General features: G+C 34.8%; 15 protein-coding genes. 9 read left to right on the top strand and 6 right to left on the bottom strand.

Annotation, left to right across the window (positions count from 1 at the left end):
• Positions 1-80: 80 nt before the first annotated feature.
• A complete protein-coding gene (gene trxA, locus SJY44_RS13725) occupies positions 81-380 on the bottom strand; it encodes a thioredoxin (RefSeq protein WP_298927394.1) in 300 nt (99 codons plus the stop codon).
• Positions 381-504: 124 nt separating this feature from the next.
• On the opposite strand from trxA, the gene SJY44_RS13720 reads away from it, so the two are divergent.
• The 8 genes from SJY44_RS13720 to SJY44_RS13685 all read left to right on the top strand — a co-directional run bounded on the left by SJY44_RS13720 (position 505) and on the right by SJY44_RS13685 (position 5,964).
• Positions 505-1,353: a universal stress protein gene (locus tag SJY44_RS13720; protein WP_396590170.1), complete on the top strand. Its 849-nt coding sequence runs from the start codon at positions 505-507 to the stop codon at positions 1,351-1,353.
• Between the two features lie 105 nt (positions 1,354-1,458).
• Positions 1,459-2,310, top strand: a complete 852-nt coding sequence (locus SJY44_RS13715; RefSeq protein WP_396590169.1) for a universal stress protein — start codon at positions 1,459-1,461, stop codon at positions 2,308-2,310.
• A gap of 12 nt (positions 2,311-2,322) precedes the next feature.
• On the top strand, positions 2,323-2,727 hold the full coding sequence (locus SJY44_RS13710) for a hypothetical protein (protein WP_396590168.1): 405 nt from the start codon (positions 2,323-2,325) through the stop codon (positions 2,725-2,727).
• Between the two features lie 114 nt (positions 2,728-2,841).
• Entirely contained in the window at positions 2,842-3,228 is a 387-nt protein-coding gene (locus tag SJY44_RS13705) for a hypothetical protein (RefSeq protein ID WP_396590167.1), read from the top strand.
• A gap of 98 nt (positions 3,229-3,326) precedes the next feature.
• The gene (locus SJY44_RS13700; protein WP_396590166.1) at positions 3,327-3,767 is read left to right on the top strand and encodes an Hsp20/alpha crystallin family protein; all 441 of its coding nucleotides are present in this window, start codon (positions 3,327-3,329) and stop codon (positions 3,765-3,767) included.
• A gap of 55 nt (positions 3,768-3,822) precedes the next feature.
• Complete coding sequence (locus SJY44_RS13695; RefSeq protein WP_396590165.1) at positions 3,823-4,266, top strand: hypothetical protein; 444 nt, start codon at positions 3,823-3,825, stop codon at positions 4,264-4,266.
• Between the two features lie 53 nt (positions 4,267-4,319).
• Positions 4,320-4,976 (top strand): hypothetical protein, encoded by a 657-nt coding sequence (locus tag SJY44_RS13690; RefSeq protein WP_396590164.1) that lies wholly within the window; start codon positions 4,320-4,322, stop codon positions 4,974-4,976.
• Positions 4,957-5,964: a 2-hydroxyacid dehydrogenase gene (locus SJY44_RS13685; RefSeq protein WP_396590163.1), complete on the top strand. Its 1,008-nt coding sequence runs from the start codon at positions 4,957-4,959 to the stop codon at positions 5,962-5,964. The genes SJY44_RS13690 and SJY44_RS13685 overlap by 20 nt, the downstream gene beginning before the upstream one ends.
• Here the strand turns inward: SJY44_RS13685 and cls are convergent.
• Complete coding sequence (gene cls / locus SJY44_RS13680; RefSeq protein ID WP_396590162.1) at positions 5,959-7,365, bottom strand: cardiolipin synthase; 1,407 nt, start codon at positions 7,363-7,365, stop codon at positions 5,959-5,961. The two genes, SJY44_RS13685 and cls, sit on opposite strands and share 6 nt — an antisense overlap.
• A 116-nt stretch (positions 7,366-7,481) precedes the next feature.
• A complete protein-coding gene (locus SJY44_RS13675) occupies positions 7,482-8,324 on the bottom strand; it encodes a hypothetical protein (protein ID WP_396590161.1) in 843 nt (280 codons plus the stop codon).
• Positions 8,325-8,753: 429 nt separating this feature from the next.
• Here SJY44_RS13675 and SJY44_RS13670 point away from each other — a divergent pair, with 429 nt between their 5' ends.
• Entirely contained in the window at positions 8,754-11,147 is a 2,394-nt protein-coding gene (locus SJY44_RS13670; RefSeq protein ID WP_396590160.1) for an ABC transporter permease, read from the top strand.
• 199 nt (positions 11,148-11,346) lie between these two features.
• Here SJY44_RS13670 and SJY44_RS13665 read toward each other — a convergent pair whose 3' ends face one another.
• The 3 genes from SJY44_RS13665 to SJY44_RS13655 all read right to left on the bottom strand — a co-directional run bounded on the left by SJY44_RS13665 (position 11,347) and on the right by SJY44_RS13655 (position 14,311).
• On the bottom strand, positions 11,347-12,096 hold the full coding sequence (locus tag SJY44_RS13665) for a carbonic anhydrase family protein (RefSeq protein WP_396590159.1): 750 nt from the start codon (positions 12,094-12,096) through the stop codon (positions 11,347-11,349).
• A gap of 412 nt (positions 12,097-12,508) precedes the next feature.
• Positions 12,509-13,237: an MBL fold metallo-hydrolase gene (locus SJY44_RS13660; RefSeq protein ID WP_396590158.1), complete on the bottom strand. Its 729-nt coding sequence runs from the start codon at positions 13,235-13,237 to the stop codon at positions 12,509-12,511.
• Between the two features lie 249 nt (positions 13,238-13,486).
• Complete coding sequence (locus tag SJY44_RS13655; RefSeq protein ID WP_396590157.1) at positions 13,487-14,311, bottom strand: class I SAM-dependent methyltransferase; 825 nt, start codon at positions 14,309-14,311, stop codon at positions 13,487-13,489.
• Positions 14,312-14,758 lie beyond the last annotated feature (447 nt).

Here is a 14,758-nt window from a genome sequence, read left to right as displayed (position 1 = left end):
AGTGTGTCTACCGCTGAAATGAGAAAAGTCATGCGGCGGTATTTTAGAAAAAAATTCTTCTTGAAAAGTTACTTGTGTGACTATAGAAAAGACGTTGCGGTTTTCACTATTTCAGATTTCTGTACCACACCGGATTGCCTCCAAAGTGTTTTCCCTTCCTTGAACAGAATCATTGTAGGTACCCCGCGCACCTGATACTTGCCTGCAATTGATTGATTTTTATCTACGTCTATCTTTACAATTTTGAGGGTCTCGCCCATTTCATCTTTAACTTCTTTAAGAATGGGAGCCAACACTTTGCATGGACCACACCAATCCGCAAAAAAATCAACCAAAATAAGTTGTTCTGAGTTAATGATTTCATTAAAATTTCCTTTCACAATTTCATTGTTTAATAGTGCAATTTAAAAAACTTGAAATGGATTGCAATTGATCTAAATCATAGTATGGAAGACCTTCCTGTTCTAGTTTTGAAAATATTGTAAGCTATTTAAAATTGCCACTATGATGAATATTCTTTTACCAACGGATTTTTCAGAGAATGCTTTTGATGCCATTTGCCATGGTATCGAGCTGTTTGAAGACAGTACCTGTGTGTTTTATTTAATGCATGCGTATACTCCAGCAATTTACAGGGTTGATTATATGTTGGGCAGTCCAGGTAAAGTGGGACTTCCAGATGGTCATCAACAGGTTGCGCAGACACAATTGGAGGAAATAAGAAAAAACCTGGTCTCAAAATTCAAAAACCCTAGACACACTTTTGTTACGCACGCTGCCTTCAATAATTTGGTTGATGAGGTACAAAATACAGTTAAAAATGAGAATATTGATATTGTAATTATGGGCACGCAGGGAGCAACTGGAGCAAAGGGAATATTTTTGGGGTCTAACACTGTGCATGTATTAAGAATAGCTACCGTACCTGTTCTGATCATCCCTAAAAAAAGCAAGTTTAGACCCTTGGATCATATTTTATTTCCAACAGATTTTGAAATTGATTACAAATTATCAGGCCTTGATTATTTGTTGAATTTGGCCAAGCAGCGCAAGTCTAAAATTCATATAATGCATGTTTCATCACCGTATGGACTTTCCAAAGAGCAAAGTTCAAATAAAACTATCCTCGAGAGAATAGTGGCAACTTCCAATCATTATTTTTATGATGAACCAGATCAAGAGGTGATAGGAGCTATTAATAACTTTCAAAGTCAACATGACATACAACTGCTAGCTATGGTTCATAATAAACATACTTTCTTGGAGCGACTTTTTGTAGAGCCCATAATACGGAACATTGGTTTGCGCAGTTTAGTGCCTTTTTTGGTGTTACCATATCACCCCAAATCTTAAGAAATACCACAAATACACTTTTTAAGGAATTCAAATAGGCAAATTGACGAAAGTCATAGTAGTTCACTTTTCCATGAATTAGTTTTAAAACAAAAGTCAATAAAAATGGACAAACGAATTTTACTTCCTACAGATTATTCAAAAAATGCACTGAATGCCATAAGATATGCCCTTGAGCTATATAGGGATGTTCAATGCGACTTTTATGTTTTAAACGTATTTCGGGTATCTTCTTACACACTGGATAACATGATGGTTCCCGAATCCGGTGAGCAGTTTTATGATACCGCCAAAAGAACCTCTGAAGAGGGAATGACCCGATTAATGGAAATGATAAGATTACACCCAGATAATCCAAAACATAAATTCCATACCATCTGCACATTCAATAGTTTAATTGAGGCTGTAAAAGGTATAATTGCTAAAAAGGATATAGATATAATAGTCATGGGAACCAAGGGAACCAACAGTTCAAAAGCAAAAATTTTTGGCACGAACACGGTAACTTTAATGGAAAAAATAAAGGAATGCCCAGTTATTGCCGTGCCTGAAGGATATTCTTATTCAGTTCCAAAGGAAATTGTTTTTCCTACTGATTTTAAATCTGATTATAAAAGGAAGGAGTTACAGTATCTTATTGAAATCGCTCAACTTCATGATTCAAAAATAAATGTTGTTCATATTGATAAAAACAAAGATGGGAAACTCAATCGGAAAGAAGAGACCAACAAACAACTCTTGCAAGATATTCTGGATGGGACCGATTATGAAATCCGCTTCCTGTCTGCAACAAATGTAAGTGATGGGATCAATACTTTTATAGAAAATAACGATTGCGACATAATTGCTTTTTTAAATAGAAAACACTTGTTCTTTGGCAGTATTCTTTCTAACCCTATGGTCAAGGAAATTGGTTACGACCCAAAAATACCAATATTGGAACTCAATGATAATTAAAAACCTACTAGTATGAAACAAATTGGAATATGGTTGGACAAGCAACAAGCTGATTGTGTAGTATTTGAAAATGGAGTTGAAAAATTCTTTACCATTCCTTCAAATATGGAATTTTTTAATCCAAAGGGAGGGTCTAGGTCCAAGACAAGATGGGGGCCACAAGATGTTGTGCAGGACAGCAAATACCTTGAACGGGAAAAACATCAACTAAAAAGGTATTTTGAAAATTTAGTAACCTCTGTGAAAATTGCAGATCAACTTGCCATATTTGGTCCGGCAGAAACAGCGGATAAATTTTTGGCCTATTTGGAAAAAGACCATCATAGGCTTGCACTAAAAGTTAAAGCTTTGGACAAAGCGGATAGTATGACCGACAATCAATTTAAAGCACTTGCCAGAAGTGTTTTTGGCATTTGATTTATCGTCAAATTGACTTAGATCATTTTATGGTCAATTGTTGTTGTTTACCTTCATTTTCAATCAAATGATTTGAAGGTGTCGAAAAAAAAAGAATTTCATCAAGAAAAAAAAATGGAAGAACTCCACTGGGAACTTCAAAAATGGAAATCCCAAATCCAGTTTATTCAAGATGAAATGCTTTTTATAGAAGGGCTTTTAAAGTCATATGTTTTTGAACCAAGAACGCCTAACCTATTTGAAAAACTAGAAATCTTCAAGCAGAAGTTTTTAAAGTCAAAAAAGGAAAAAGAAAGTTTAAAACGATTGATTTCCAAACATGAAAACAACATGGGAGGTATTTTGGAATGCACAACGGCAATATGTGATCTGGCTTATTACAAAAAACATGTAAATCTGGATTTAAAGGTAACGCAACACTATGATGACTACCTTAAACTTAAGGCCGAAGTCTACAATTATGCAGGGTCTGTTTTAAAAAGAAAAAAACCATTGTTTTGAATTTAAGTGCTTTGAGAGTTGATTCAAATCATTTTTTGGCAAAAGGCAGCTTTTTACATTGGTAGTAAATAGTATTCATTAATCTTAAATATATAACTATGTCATTAATTAAATTTAATGGAACCCGATTTCCATGGAACGAGAATTTAGCGGATTTTTTTAATCGCGACGCATTTGTAAATGATGATTTTTTCAGCTTGGAAAAGTCGTTGCCGGCAATGAACATTAAAGAACATGATGATGATTTTGAAATTGAACTTGCCGCCCCAAGTTTTGACAAAAAGGATTTTGAAATCACCATGAAGGATGACATTTTAGAAGTTTCTGCACAAAAAACTAAGGAAGAAACGGAAAAAGATGAAGACTACACACGTAAGGAGTTCAGCTACAATTGTTTTAAAAGAACTATGCAATTACCAAATACTGTTGATCAAAACCAAGATGTTAAGGCAACTTACAAAAACGGTATTTTAAAATTGAACCTTGTTAAAGCAGAAGAAGCTAAGGAAAAATCAAAACGTGTTATTGAGGTTGTTTAATCTTATAAAGGACGGTGAATGAAGCTTCATTCACCGTCCTAAATTCAAACTAGCTATGAAAAATAACACTATAAAAAAAGCATATACAGAATGGTTAAGTGCAGATGAAATGCACAGAGAATCCAAAAAATGGTCATCAGAATTGAAATTTGCCAAAGACGAGCAAAAGTTCTTAAATACTATGATACAGGATTATACTTTGGACTTGATTGATGTTAAGATTTTTGATGAGGTAAAAAGGGTTGTGGATTCGTTGAGCCAGGCAGAAAAAAACCTGGTTGAAATCTTTAAAAAAGTGCAGTTGCACGAAAATCAAATACTAATAATGGTAGATGAGGTTGACCAGATAAACATGGAGAATGCATATTTAGAAACCCATGCCGAGTTAAAAAAAGAGATACAGGATTATTTTGTTGACTATAGAGCATCCAAAACAAAAATTTTCAAAATCATTTCCAATGTGATGAAGAAAAAAAAGCAAAAAAGATTGCTTAGTTAGCCCTGTGGATTTTTATCCTGTTAATACCCTTTGATACTATTAATAAAAGGAAGATGAGAAAAATAATAACTCTAATGATTTTGTTTTCGGCAGGTTGTTCCTCAACTAGCTTAGTTACCAATTGGAAAAATCCAGATATAGTGCTGTTTGATGCCAATAAGGTATTGCTTGTTGGAATGACCTCGAATGAAGAAGCAAGAGTACAGTTTGAAACTAAACTTAAAGATGAATTCTCTAAACGAAATGTAGAGTCGATAAGAAGCATTGATCTTTTTGATGTGGAGTTTACCTCCTCAGAACAATCAGAAGAAGAACTTTCGGAGGTGGAGCAGCAGCTTCTGAATAAAGATTTTGATGCTATCCTTTTTACCAAAATCATAGGTTCGGAAAATAAAGAGACGTTTAGAAAGCGAATGTCCAATTTGGATTGGTCATTAAATAGTTTTAACGATGATTATTTGGAGTATCAGCCCATTTTCTACGAAGACGATTATTACGAGGAGTTTACCATTTATCATGCAGAGACCTCCTTGTATTGCATATGTGTAGGAAAGGAACGGGAACTTATTTGGAGGGGTAATATTGATATAATCGACCCTATAAATATTGATAAAACCATTAATGATTATATAAAACTGGTGGTTTTTGCACTAAAGGAACAAGATTTAATTTTCCGTAAAGAACATAGAGATGAAGTTACTAGTTTATAGTGCCAAAGAGTTTGAGATAGAAACCCTTAACAATGCCAATAAAGAGAAATACAAATTAACCTTTGTAACGCAAGCCTTGGATAGTACCACTGCTGTTTTGGCTGCAGGGTATGAAGCCATTTCTATTTTTTCCGGTGATGATGCCTCATTGGTAGTTCTCGAAATTTTAAAAGATCTTGGTGTAAAATTTATTACACTTAGATCTGCAGGGTACAACAATGTAAGTATTAAATCGGCAAAGCGTATTGGTTTAAGAATTGCCAATGCCCCGGACTACTCTCCACATGCTATTGCGGAACATGCAATATGCTTACTCTTGGCATTAAACAGGAAACTGATTCAAGCTAATGAACAAGTGCGTCAATACAATTTTCTTTTGGATGATTTAGTTGGTCATAATTTAAACGGAAAAACGGTGGGAATTGTAGGTACAGGTAAAATAGGTTCCATTCTAGTTCAGCTATTTCATGCATTTGGATGCAGGGTGATTGCCAACGATCTGAAAAACAACCCTTATCTAGAAAGTCAGTATGATTTAGAGTATATGGATTTAGAAAATCTCTGTAAACAGGCAGATATTATTAGTATCAATGTTCCACTTACGTATGAAACGCACCATTTGTTCAAAAAATCCTTGTTTGATATAATGAAACCAAAAGTTTTATTGGTCAATACCGCCAGAGGCGCGGTAGTGAAAACAATAGATTTAATAAAGGCAATTAAAACGAAGTCTTTAAGTGGATATGCCACAGATGTTTATGAGACGGAAAAAGGAGTTTTTTTTAGAGACAATAGTAAAAAGGGAATTAAAGATGAACAATTGAAGGAGTTGATTTCTCTGCCAAATGTATTGCTAACTCCTCATCAAGCTTTCGTTACCAAAGAGGCATTAAAGAAAATTGCAGAGACCACCATTTACAATATTGACTGCTGGTATGAAGGAAAGGGATGTAGAAACGAATTGGGTTATGAAACATTTGTTTCATAATAAAGGGCTCAATAATTTTGCTGACCCTTCAAGAATCTTTGTAGACCAGGGCCTTTTTTGATGTGTTTCTAGATCAAGTAAGATAGATTTGGAACAATCCATCAGAAAATCTTCTTTCATATTCCTGCATAGCTCATTATTATAAATAATGGCATTGACCTCATAGTTTTGCTGTAAACTTCGTTCATCAAGATTGGCTGTTCCCACGCTTACAATCTGGTCATCACTGATTACCACTTTACTGTGTAAAAAACCATCAGGATATAAATAGAGTTTTATACCCGCTTTTAAATAAGATTCAAAATATGCCCTAACGCACCAATCAACCACTTTTATATCGGTACTTGTAGACATCAATATCCGCACATCTATACCGCTCAAGGCCGCGGTCTGTAAACTTTGCAGAATTGCATGATTGGGAATGATATAAGGATTGATAATATAGACGTACTTCTCTGCATTGTTTATAATGGAAAAATAAACCTGTTCCATTGTGGCGAAGTCATCATCAGGTCCACTGGGGACTATTTGTACTTCCATGCCGTTTTTTTCTGTTGATATTGTCTTGGAATGTTTTAGAGATTCTACCTTTTCACCACCTGCCAAACACCAATCCGCAACAAAAATCCTATCTAAATAATTAGCTGCTTTTCCTTGTATTCTTGAATGGATATCATGCCAATTTCCTAAAGCTTCATCACCAATAAGGTATTTATCAGAGACATTGATGCCGCCTGTAAATCCCACGTAACCATCTATTACAATGATTTTTCTATGGTTCCTATAATTTATTGATGATAAAAGCCTTCCAAATCTAAAGGGTAGAAACTGATGTACTTCAACACCAATTTTCTGAAGGTTTTTGATATGTTTTTTGCTTAATGAATAGCTGCCAATACCATCATATAAAAGACGAATCTTAACCCCTTCTTCTACCTTTTTTTTAAATAGTTGCAACAATTTATTTGCTAGTATTCCATCCTCATAAATATAATATTGGATGTGTATATGATGTTTGGCATTTTCTAAGGCTGAAAATATAGATTCAAAGGTTTCTTTTCCATCCTTAAGAATCTTTACTTGATTTTGATGCGTTAAAGGGTAGTTACTGGTTTTACTAATAAGTTTTATGATTTTTCTATTGTCAGGATGCCGCTTAACCGATTCTTGATTTAACGGGGAGTGTATATCAGTTAAATAATCGCTTTTTAAATTGAAAAGCTTGTTTTTTCTTCGATTCCTGCCCAGCAATAGATATAGTAAAACACCACCAATTGGTATAGTGAAAATTGCTAAAAGCCATGCTAAGGTCTTACTTGGTCTAACACCGTTTAACAGTAGTCCAATGACCAAGACTAGCGCTAGTATAAAGTAAATAATTATTATGGCGATAAATAACATTAGTGGGAAAAACAACTTCAAGCAAAGATATGAACTGTTGATTGTTGAGCTTTTGATTTAAATCAGTTTGAAAAAGGGAGGATAAAAAAACTAAGTAAAAAGCAGTTTTTCTAAAACTACCGGCTTCTTTTGAACTCTTCACTTTTGGCCATAAGGTATTTCCAAACTTCAAAGGAATTCCCCGCACTGGATAAGTTAGAAAAGTCTTCCTGTGAGATACAAAAAGTAAGAAAGCCATCAATATTTTCAAGAGGAATTCCAGATTCTTCCGATATGGTTTTTTTTGAGAACATATTGATGATTTTTTTTTCCATTTTAATGCCCTCATCTACAGATACAATTTCTTTCAGTTTCTTTGTCCTTCCAGAAATGTAGTTGAGCGTTTTGTGCACATTTAGGTCCATGTAAAGACCAACAATGGGGAAAAAGAAAAGAGTATCCAATTGAATGCCCCCTTTGATAAATTTTCCTCTATCTGCCTCTAATAGCAGTCTTTCATTATGTGTGATAACTTGAACATTTGAATTAGGCAGTTTTAAGGATGATGCAGTAGCAACGGGGCCGTTACCGATTCTTTTAATATCAAGGTCAATGTTTCCTGATAAACTATAGGGCATAACAGTTACCTCATCCAATTTAACGATATTATCCACTAAATGAATGAGCATCAAAGAGGTGTTTAAAATGGTATTTGTAACCATAATTTTTTTGGTCAAGTATTGAACAGCGGTAAATTGTATGGAGTCGTTTAATTTGGCTTCAATAAAAAAAGCTCCCTCATTATTGGTAATTGTGGATTTTTGTGAGCTTAGGTTAACCACCAATACATCTGAGACGTCATTGCTCAAACTCTTAACTTTTCCATTTACGGTCACAATCGTTTCTTGACCAAACCCAGAATACGAAAAGGAAAAGAGTAGTACTAAAATGAGAGTTAAGAATCGTAGTTTTATTTTCATACGCGATTGATGTAACTGCGTAAAGCTATACTTTCATTCTTCGTTCTTTCTTAAAGAACATGTAATTAAATCTTAACGGAATTAGAAAATAACTTGTTTTTAAGCAGGAGATGTATTTTGAAGCTAAGATCAAATAATCCTAAAAACTGTTTATTTTAAAATACTCTAATGTACTATTGAATGTTGAAATTATACTTTCTATAAAACTTCTCTGTATGATGTAAACTATTTGTACAATGTATGTATAGTTATTTTACAGTGGTGGCTAAGAAATTATTGATTTTTTAATTTAGATAATTGATATTCAATCATTTAAATTTTTGGCATAAATATAGTTGTAAAAAATCCACAACACTTTAGGTGCCAAGTAAGTACTTGTTTTCCATCATTGGGCAAGTTTGCTAAGCCATCAATTTAAAAACGAGAATCATGTTCAAGAACAATCTGAAAATCGCTTGGCGAAATCTGAAACGCAACAAAGGTTACTCCATTATCAATATTGGTGGTTTGGCGGTCGGAATGATGGTGGTAATGCTTATCGGGCTTTGGATTACCGCTGAGCTCTCATTTAATACATATCACGATAATTATGAACGCATAGCTCAAGTATGGCAGCACCAAACAAACAGTGGTAAAAGAGTAACTCAAAATTCAATTCCTGCCCCTATGGGGCCAGAATTGGAGAATAGCTTTGGAGGTAGTTTTGAGCATGTAGTCATGTCCTCTTTCACTTGGGAGCATATCCTTTCAAAAGATGACAAAAAGCTTACGGAAAAAGGAAACTATATGGATGTGGGCGCTCCAGAAATACTTTCCTTAAAAATGTTGAAAGGTAGCCGCGATGGTTTGAAAGAACTTAATTCTATTCTTCTTTCAGAATCGCTCGCAAACTCTTTTTTTGGAAATCAAGATCCGATTGGAAAAGTAGTAGAATTAGATAATGAACTTAATGTTGTGGTAACCGGAGTGTATGAGGATTTGCCCATTAGTTCGGAGTTTTCAGAAATTATGTTCATTGCACCTTGGAAGCTTTATACATCATCTGTTGATTGGGTCAAATCCGCAATCGAAAATCCACGATGGGACGACAATTCCTATCAACTGTATGCTCAAGTTGCCGCCAATACGAACTTCGAAACGATTAACAGAAAAATCAAGAATATCAAATATGATAAACTAGACGCATCTCAAAAAGCTCTAAAGACTGAAATCTTTCTTCATCCTATGGCCGACTGGCATTTGAAATCCTCTTGGAAAAACGGTGTTCAAACAGGTGGTTTCATACGTTACGTCTGGTTGTTCGGTATCATCGGCTTTTTTATCCTTTTATTGGCATGTGTAAATTTTATGAACCTGAGTACCGCGAATTCCGTGAAAAGGAATATAGAAATAGGTGTACGAAAGTCTTTGGGTTCAAACAAAGGGCAATTAGTCAATCAGTTTTTGAGCGAGTCCATTGTTGTCGTTTTCATATCATTCTGTGTGGCTCTTTTAATGGTTTTGATTGTTCTTCCCTTTTTTAATGAATTGGCCGGTAAACAGATAGTATTCCCCTACAATAGTTTTGTGTTTTGGCTAATATGTCTATCAAGCATACTGTTGGTTGGGCTTTTGGCCGGAAGCTATCCAGCTCTTTATTTATCTTCTTTCAAACCTGTTAAAGTATTGAAGGGAAGTTTTAAGGCTGGTCGTTCCGCATCGGCTTTTAGAAAAGTTCTTGTAGTATGGCAATTTACGGTTTCCGTGATTCTTATTGTTGGCACCATAGTCGTCAGGGAACAGATTGAACATTCAAAAGAACGACCGCTGGGTTACGATAAAGAAGGGCTGATTATAATGGAAATCTCGACTTCTGACTATGAGGGTAAGTACAATTTGCTACGAAACGAATTAAAGAACCGGAATGCAATCGTGGAAATGTCGGAATCATCAAGTCCACTTACGGCTGCATTCAACAGCAATGATGGATTTTCATGGGAGGGAAAAGACCCAGGCTTCAATGATGAATTTGCTAATTTTTACATCACACATGACTATGGGAAGACAGTAGATTGGGAAATTGTTGAAGGACGAGACTTTTCAAGAGAATTTTCAACTGATTCTACAGCCTACATTATCAATGAGGCCGCCGTAAAATATATGGGTCTTGAGAACCCTGTTGGCAAAATAATGAAGTGGGGCAATAGCGAACATAAGATAATTGGTGTCGTGAGGAATATGCTATCGGAGTCGCCTTACGAATCGGTCAAACATGCCATCTATATGATAGACTACATTTACAATGCAAATTACATTGAATTAAAGTTGAATACGGACAAGAGCGCATCCGAAGCGTTGGCAATTGTTAAAGATGTATTTACGAAATATGTGCCAGAAGTCCCTTTTGAGTATCAATTTGTAAATCAAAACTATGCCAAGAAATTTGTCGAAATGGAACGCATCGGAAAACTCTCGGGGATTTTTTCTTTACTAGCGATTTTTATTAGCTGTTTGGGTCTCATCGGTCTTGCATCTTTTATGGCAGAACAACGCACAAAAGAAATCGGAATACGTAAAGTGTTAGGCGCATCGGTTATGAATTTATGGGCCATGCTTTCCAAAGACTTTATTGGTTTAGTCCTAATATCGGTTTTTGTAGCTACTCCAATCGCTTGGTACTTTATGAGCCAATGGTTAGAAAGTTATGCGTATCGAATAAAAATAAGTTGGTGGATTTTTGCTATTGCCGGAATGTCCGCTTTCATTATAACCGTACTGACCGTAAGTTTCCAAGTGATTCGAGCCGCCATTTCTGACCCTGTGAAAAGTTTACGGACGGAGTAGTACCCTAATAAAGGCCGTTTAACGAATCCAGTTTAGAAAATCTATGGAGTATTAAAAATGTTCGTTTTATGAAACTAAATCTCGCTGAATGGTTGTTTGAATTTACTTCTTTAAATTGTTTTAGTGATATAAACGCATCATTTAAAAAAACATGGTCTAGGATACTATCCTAGACCATGTTTTAGATTAAGTTAAAAGACTATTTGATAAAATTCACCACTCCGGTATCCATATCATAAACAGCTCCTTTAATACCAATCTCTCCTTTTTCCAGCATTGTTCTTAACAGATCACTCTCCTCGACTATCATTTCCATGGCATGTCGAACATTGTTCTCACTCACCTCGTGAACGAACAATCTGTTTTTGGATGATTTTGGCCCTTCGGACTTAGTGGATCGTTCAATTGCTGGCTGGATATTTTTGAGCATTTTGGTGACGTGCCCTAATTTGGCACCATCAATGGCCGAATGAATGGCCCCGCAATTCTCATGTCCCATTACTAGAATAAGTTTTGCTCCCGCTACCTTGGTGGCAAATTCCATGCTTCCAAGAATATCGTCATTGATAAAATTACCTGCAACCCGTGCAACGAAAATATCGCCTATTCCCTTATCAAATACGTCTTCTACCGGAATTCTACTATCAACACACGAAAGTACAATGGCTTTGGGGTATTGGGCATCGGAACTTTCCCGTATCTGTATGGAATGGTCCCTTGCTGTTAAGTCACTTCGAACAAATCTTTCATTACCGGCAGCTAAACTATTGTAGACATCATCAGGTGTAAGTGCTGCTTGTTCTTCCTTGGTCAATACACTTTCCACTAGAATACGGCTTCTATCAATTTCTATTGTTTCACTGGAAGTTTCTAAACTATAGTTTGTTTGCGAAAAACCCAATGTTGTCAATGCTAAAAAAATACTTGTGGCACTCAAAATTGTTTTCATAACCATGATATTTAAATTATACATGGCGAAATTAGATCACATAGTTTAGATTAATACTATTACTATTCATAATTAATAGTTAAACTATTGAATAATAATAGTATTACTATTGATTAATAATAAAAATATAACATTATGAGAAAAAAGGAAACGACCACATAATGTTTTTAAAGTTCGCTTTTCATCAAACCTTGGAAAGTTTATGATAATATGCGTACCGTATTAATATTTCTTGGTCTGTTTTTGTAATGAGCGGTATGGGAACAATGTTGGTTGCCTTGGCAACGGTAGGATATCAAGCAATCAAAGTTGCAAATGAGAACCCTATGAAAAGTTAACAGGCTGAATAATTCTAAAGAATATTTCATATTACTGCCTGTTAAATAGCTAGTTTAGGTGGATTAAACTAAATCTATTCCAAGGATTTTACTTTTACCTCTTCATTTACCAAGTTGCGGAATTGCGATAAAATTGCTTTGTTTTTAAGCTCATAATGCATGGGTATAGCAATTTGTGGTCTTATTCTGTTCACCATTTTTGCTGCCTCATCAATGTTCATGGTCAAGTTGTCTCCTCCAATTGGTACCATAACAATATCAATATCATTGATATTTTCCATTTCAGGAATATAGTCTGTATCTCCTGTATGGTAAATTCTGGTATTATCCGTAAGTGTTAAGACGTAACCTACATTTTTTTTTGATTTGGGGTGCGCTTTTATCCATAGAAAAACGTTTTTGGTATTATACGCATGCACTGATTTACATTGGATGCCAGCCAAGTCAACAAGTTGTCCTGGCCCCACCTCCTTTATGTTGTAATCTTTTTTTAATAGTTTTTTTGAAACACTTTTAGGGCATATGATAATAGTTTCTGGTTTAACGATTTTCTCAATCGTTTTTATAGAAAAATGATCGGGATGCCCATGAGTAATGAATATATAATCGGCCTTTTCCGAAATGTCCGTTTCTACAGGATCTATATATAGTACAATTCCTTTAGATAGGATTTGAAAACTAGAAGGAAAAAAGTCGGCTTTGTTCACCTTTATGGCTCCCCAAGTGGTAACCTTCAGGTTTTTACCAAATTCCAAAGTTTGGAGAGCAGGATTTCTTTTGTTGCTAACAGATACGTTTACCATAGTACAGCTTTGAATTGTTACGGCCAGCAAGTAGATATATGCTAAAACCGTCGTTCTTATTTTTGATTTCGACCAATCCACGATTTTTAAATTTGAGGAAGTAGACAGCTAAAATATACTCTCACTTTTGTTTAGAAAATGATAAAAATCAATTTCAACTTAAGTCCATCTTAATCTAGTATAAATTAGAAAAAAGCAATAATGGCCAAGATTAATTTTGGACCACTATTGCTTTTATAGATATACTACTTACTGCTTTTTTGAGGCTATCATCATATGCGGGCTAAAGGCTAGGAGATTAGTGTCATTCTCAGTAATGTCTATCAAATCCATTAGTGTTTTTTTAGTCCTTTCATTCGATATACTTATGAAATAATTCTTATCTAACCAAGCAATACCTTCAATGGCATAGGTGTTTAAATAAATCAAATCCTGTCCTTGAAATTCTTCTTTTAGTTCTTCAGGTTTATGGTAATAGGCTTCGGCAAGAAGCCATGGAAAATCATTTGGAGGATTATGTACCCCGGTCGTAAGCTCTTCTTTGCACATTTCAAAAAACGTTTTTTTGTGAATTAACCCCTGCAACAGACCAACTAGGGTTGATGCTGTATAATTAATTGAAAACCCTAAAATAACACCTCTCGATTTCGTAACTCTTTTGGCTTCTTTGATGGCTTTTTCTCTATCACGTTTGCTTTGTAAATGGTAAAGAGGGCCGTGTAAAATCACAACATCGGCAAAATTATTAGGAAAACTTAGCGCTCTCGCTTCTCCTAGATGAGCACTAAACTTGTTTTTCAATTTATTGGCTCTTGCCATGGCTTGGTCAATATGTTTAGGAACAGGATCCACCAGAAAAACCGAATGACCTTTTTGGGAGAGCCACTCGGCATATTTACCAGTACCACCACCCACATCTATTATTTTAGCCGATTGAAATGGTAAATATTTATCAATTAGCATTTTAATCCTTTCGAACTCGAATATTCCCATTCCTTTGTCCAGTCTGGTTTCTTCTGAAGCCTTATTGTAAAAGATTTCTATATCCCTACTTATCAATTGTTTTTTTTGCATTCTATTGAAGTAATTACCTCTCACATCATAAAGCCAGTAATGGCTAATGCGAAAGAGGGTCGATTTAAATTGTCGACCGCTTTTGGTGTTTTTAAAAATGATGTGATTTACAAAAGAGTGGACATAGCTATCCTATTGCACAAGATTTAGGAAAACCCAATAACATGTTCATTCTAACTAGGAGAATGTCTTCTGAAAAGACAAAATTGATATGTAAAAATTAATATACAGACCCTAAAAGTAGAAAATAAAATCTATCAAGGAAGCAAAGTTTATTTTATGATTTTGTTAGATATGAAGTTTACTTGAAGTTTTTAATATTGAAAGGCAATAAAATATTTTTCGCGCAACTATTTCTACCATTTGAATCTTTTATATCCAATTTGATAAATACTGCTTTAATGTTTAAGCCTTCATAAAGGAGAGATGTACATTGATAATGAAGAA

It is taken from the genome of Allomuricauda sp. R78024 (assembly GCF_044596045.1).
GTDB lineage: Bacteria > Bacteroidota > Bacteroidia > Flavobacteriales > Flavobacteriaceae > Flagellimonas.
Note: the sequence above shows the minus strand (reverse complement) of the source record. Positions and strands in the feature narration are given on the sequence as shown.

Bases quoted from the DNA above. Each gene is read 5' to 3' on its own strand.
- SJY44_RS13715 (WP_396590169.1), top strand. From the start codon at position 1,459: ATGGACAAACGAATTTTACTTCCTACAGATTATTCAAAAAATGCACTG.
- SJY44_RS13685 (WP_396590163.1), top strand. From the start codon at position 4,957: ATGAAGTTACTAGTTTATAGTGCCAAAGAGTTTGAGATAGAAACCCTT.
- SJY44_RS13690 (WP_396590164.1), top strand. From the start codon at position 4,320: ATGAGAAAAATAATAACTCTAATGATTTTGTTTTCGGCAGGTTGTTCC.
- SJY44_RS13670 (WP_396590160.1), top strand. From the start codon at position 8,754: ATGTTCAAGAACAATCTGAAAATCGCTTGGCGAAATCTGAAACGCAAC.
- cls (WP_396590162.1), bottom strand. From the start codon at position 7,365: ATGTTATTTATCGCCATAATAATTATTTACTTTATACTAGCGCTAGTC.
- SJY44_RS13695 (WP_396590165.1), top strand. From the start codon at position 3,823: ATGAAAAATAACACTATAAAAAAAGCATATACAGAATGGTTAAGTGCA.
- SJY44_RS13665 (WP_396590159.1), bottom strand. From the start codon at position 12,096: ATGAAAACAATTTTGAGTGCCACAAGTATTTTTTTAGCATTGACAACA.
- SJY44_RS13660 (WP_396590158.1), bottom strand. From the start codon at position 13,237: ATGGTAAACGTATCTGTTAGCAACAAAAGAAATCCTGCTCTCCAAACT.
- SJY44_RS13700 (WP_396590166.1), top strand. From the start codon at position 3,327: ATGTCATTAATTAAATTTAATGGAACCCGATTTCCATGGAACGAGAAT.
- SJY44_RS13720 (WP_396590170.1), top strand. From the start codon at position 505: ATGATGAATATTCTTTTACCAACGGATTTTTCAGAGAATGCTTTTGAT.
- SJY44_RS13710 (WP_396590168.1), top strand. From the start codon at position 2,323: ATGAAACAAATTGGAATATGGTTGGACAAGCAACAAGCTGATTGTGTA.
- SJY44_RS13705 (WP_396590167.1), top strand. From the start codon at position 2,842: ATGGAAGAACTCCACTGGGAACTTCAAAAATGGAAATCCCAAATCCAG.
- SJY44_RS13675 (WP_396590161.1), bottom strand. From the start codon at position 8,324: ATGAAAATAAAACTACGATTCTTAACTCTCATTTTAGTACTACTCTTT.
- SJY44_RS13655 (WP_396590157.1), bottom strand. From the start codon at position 14,311: ATGCAAAAAAAACAATTGATAAGTAGGGATATAGAAATCTTTTACAAT.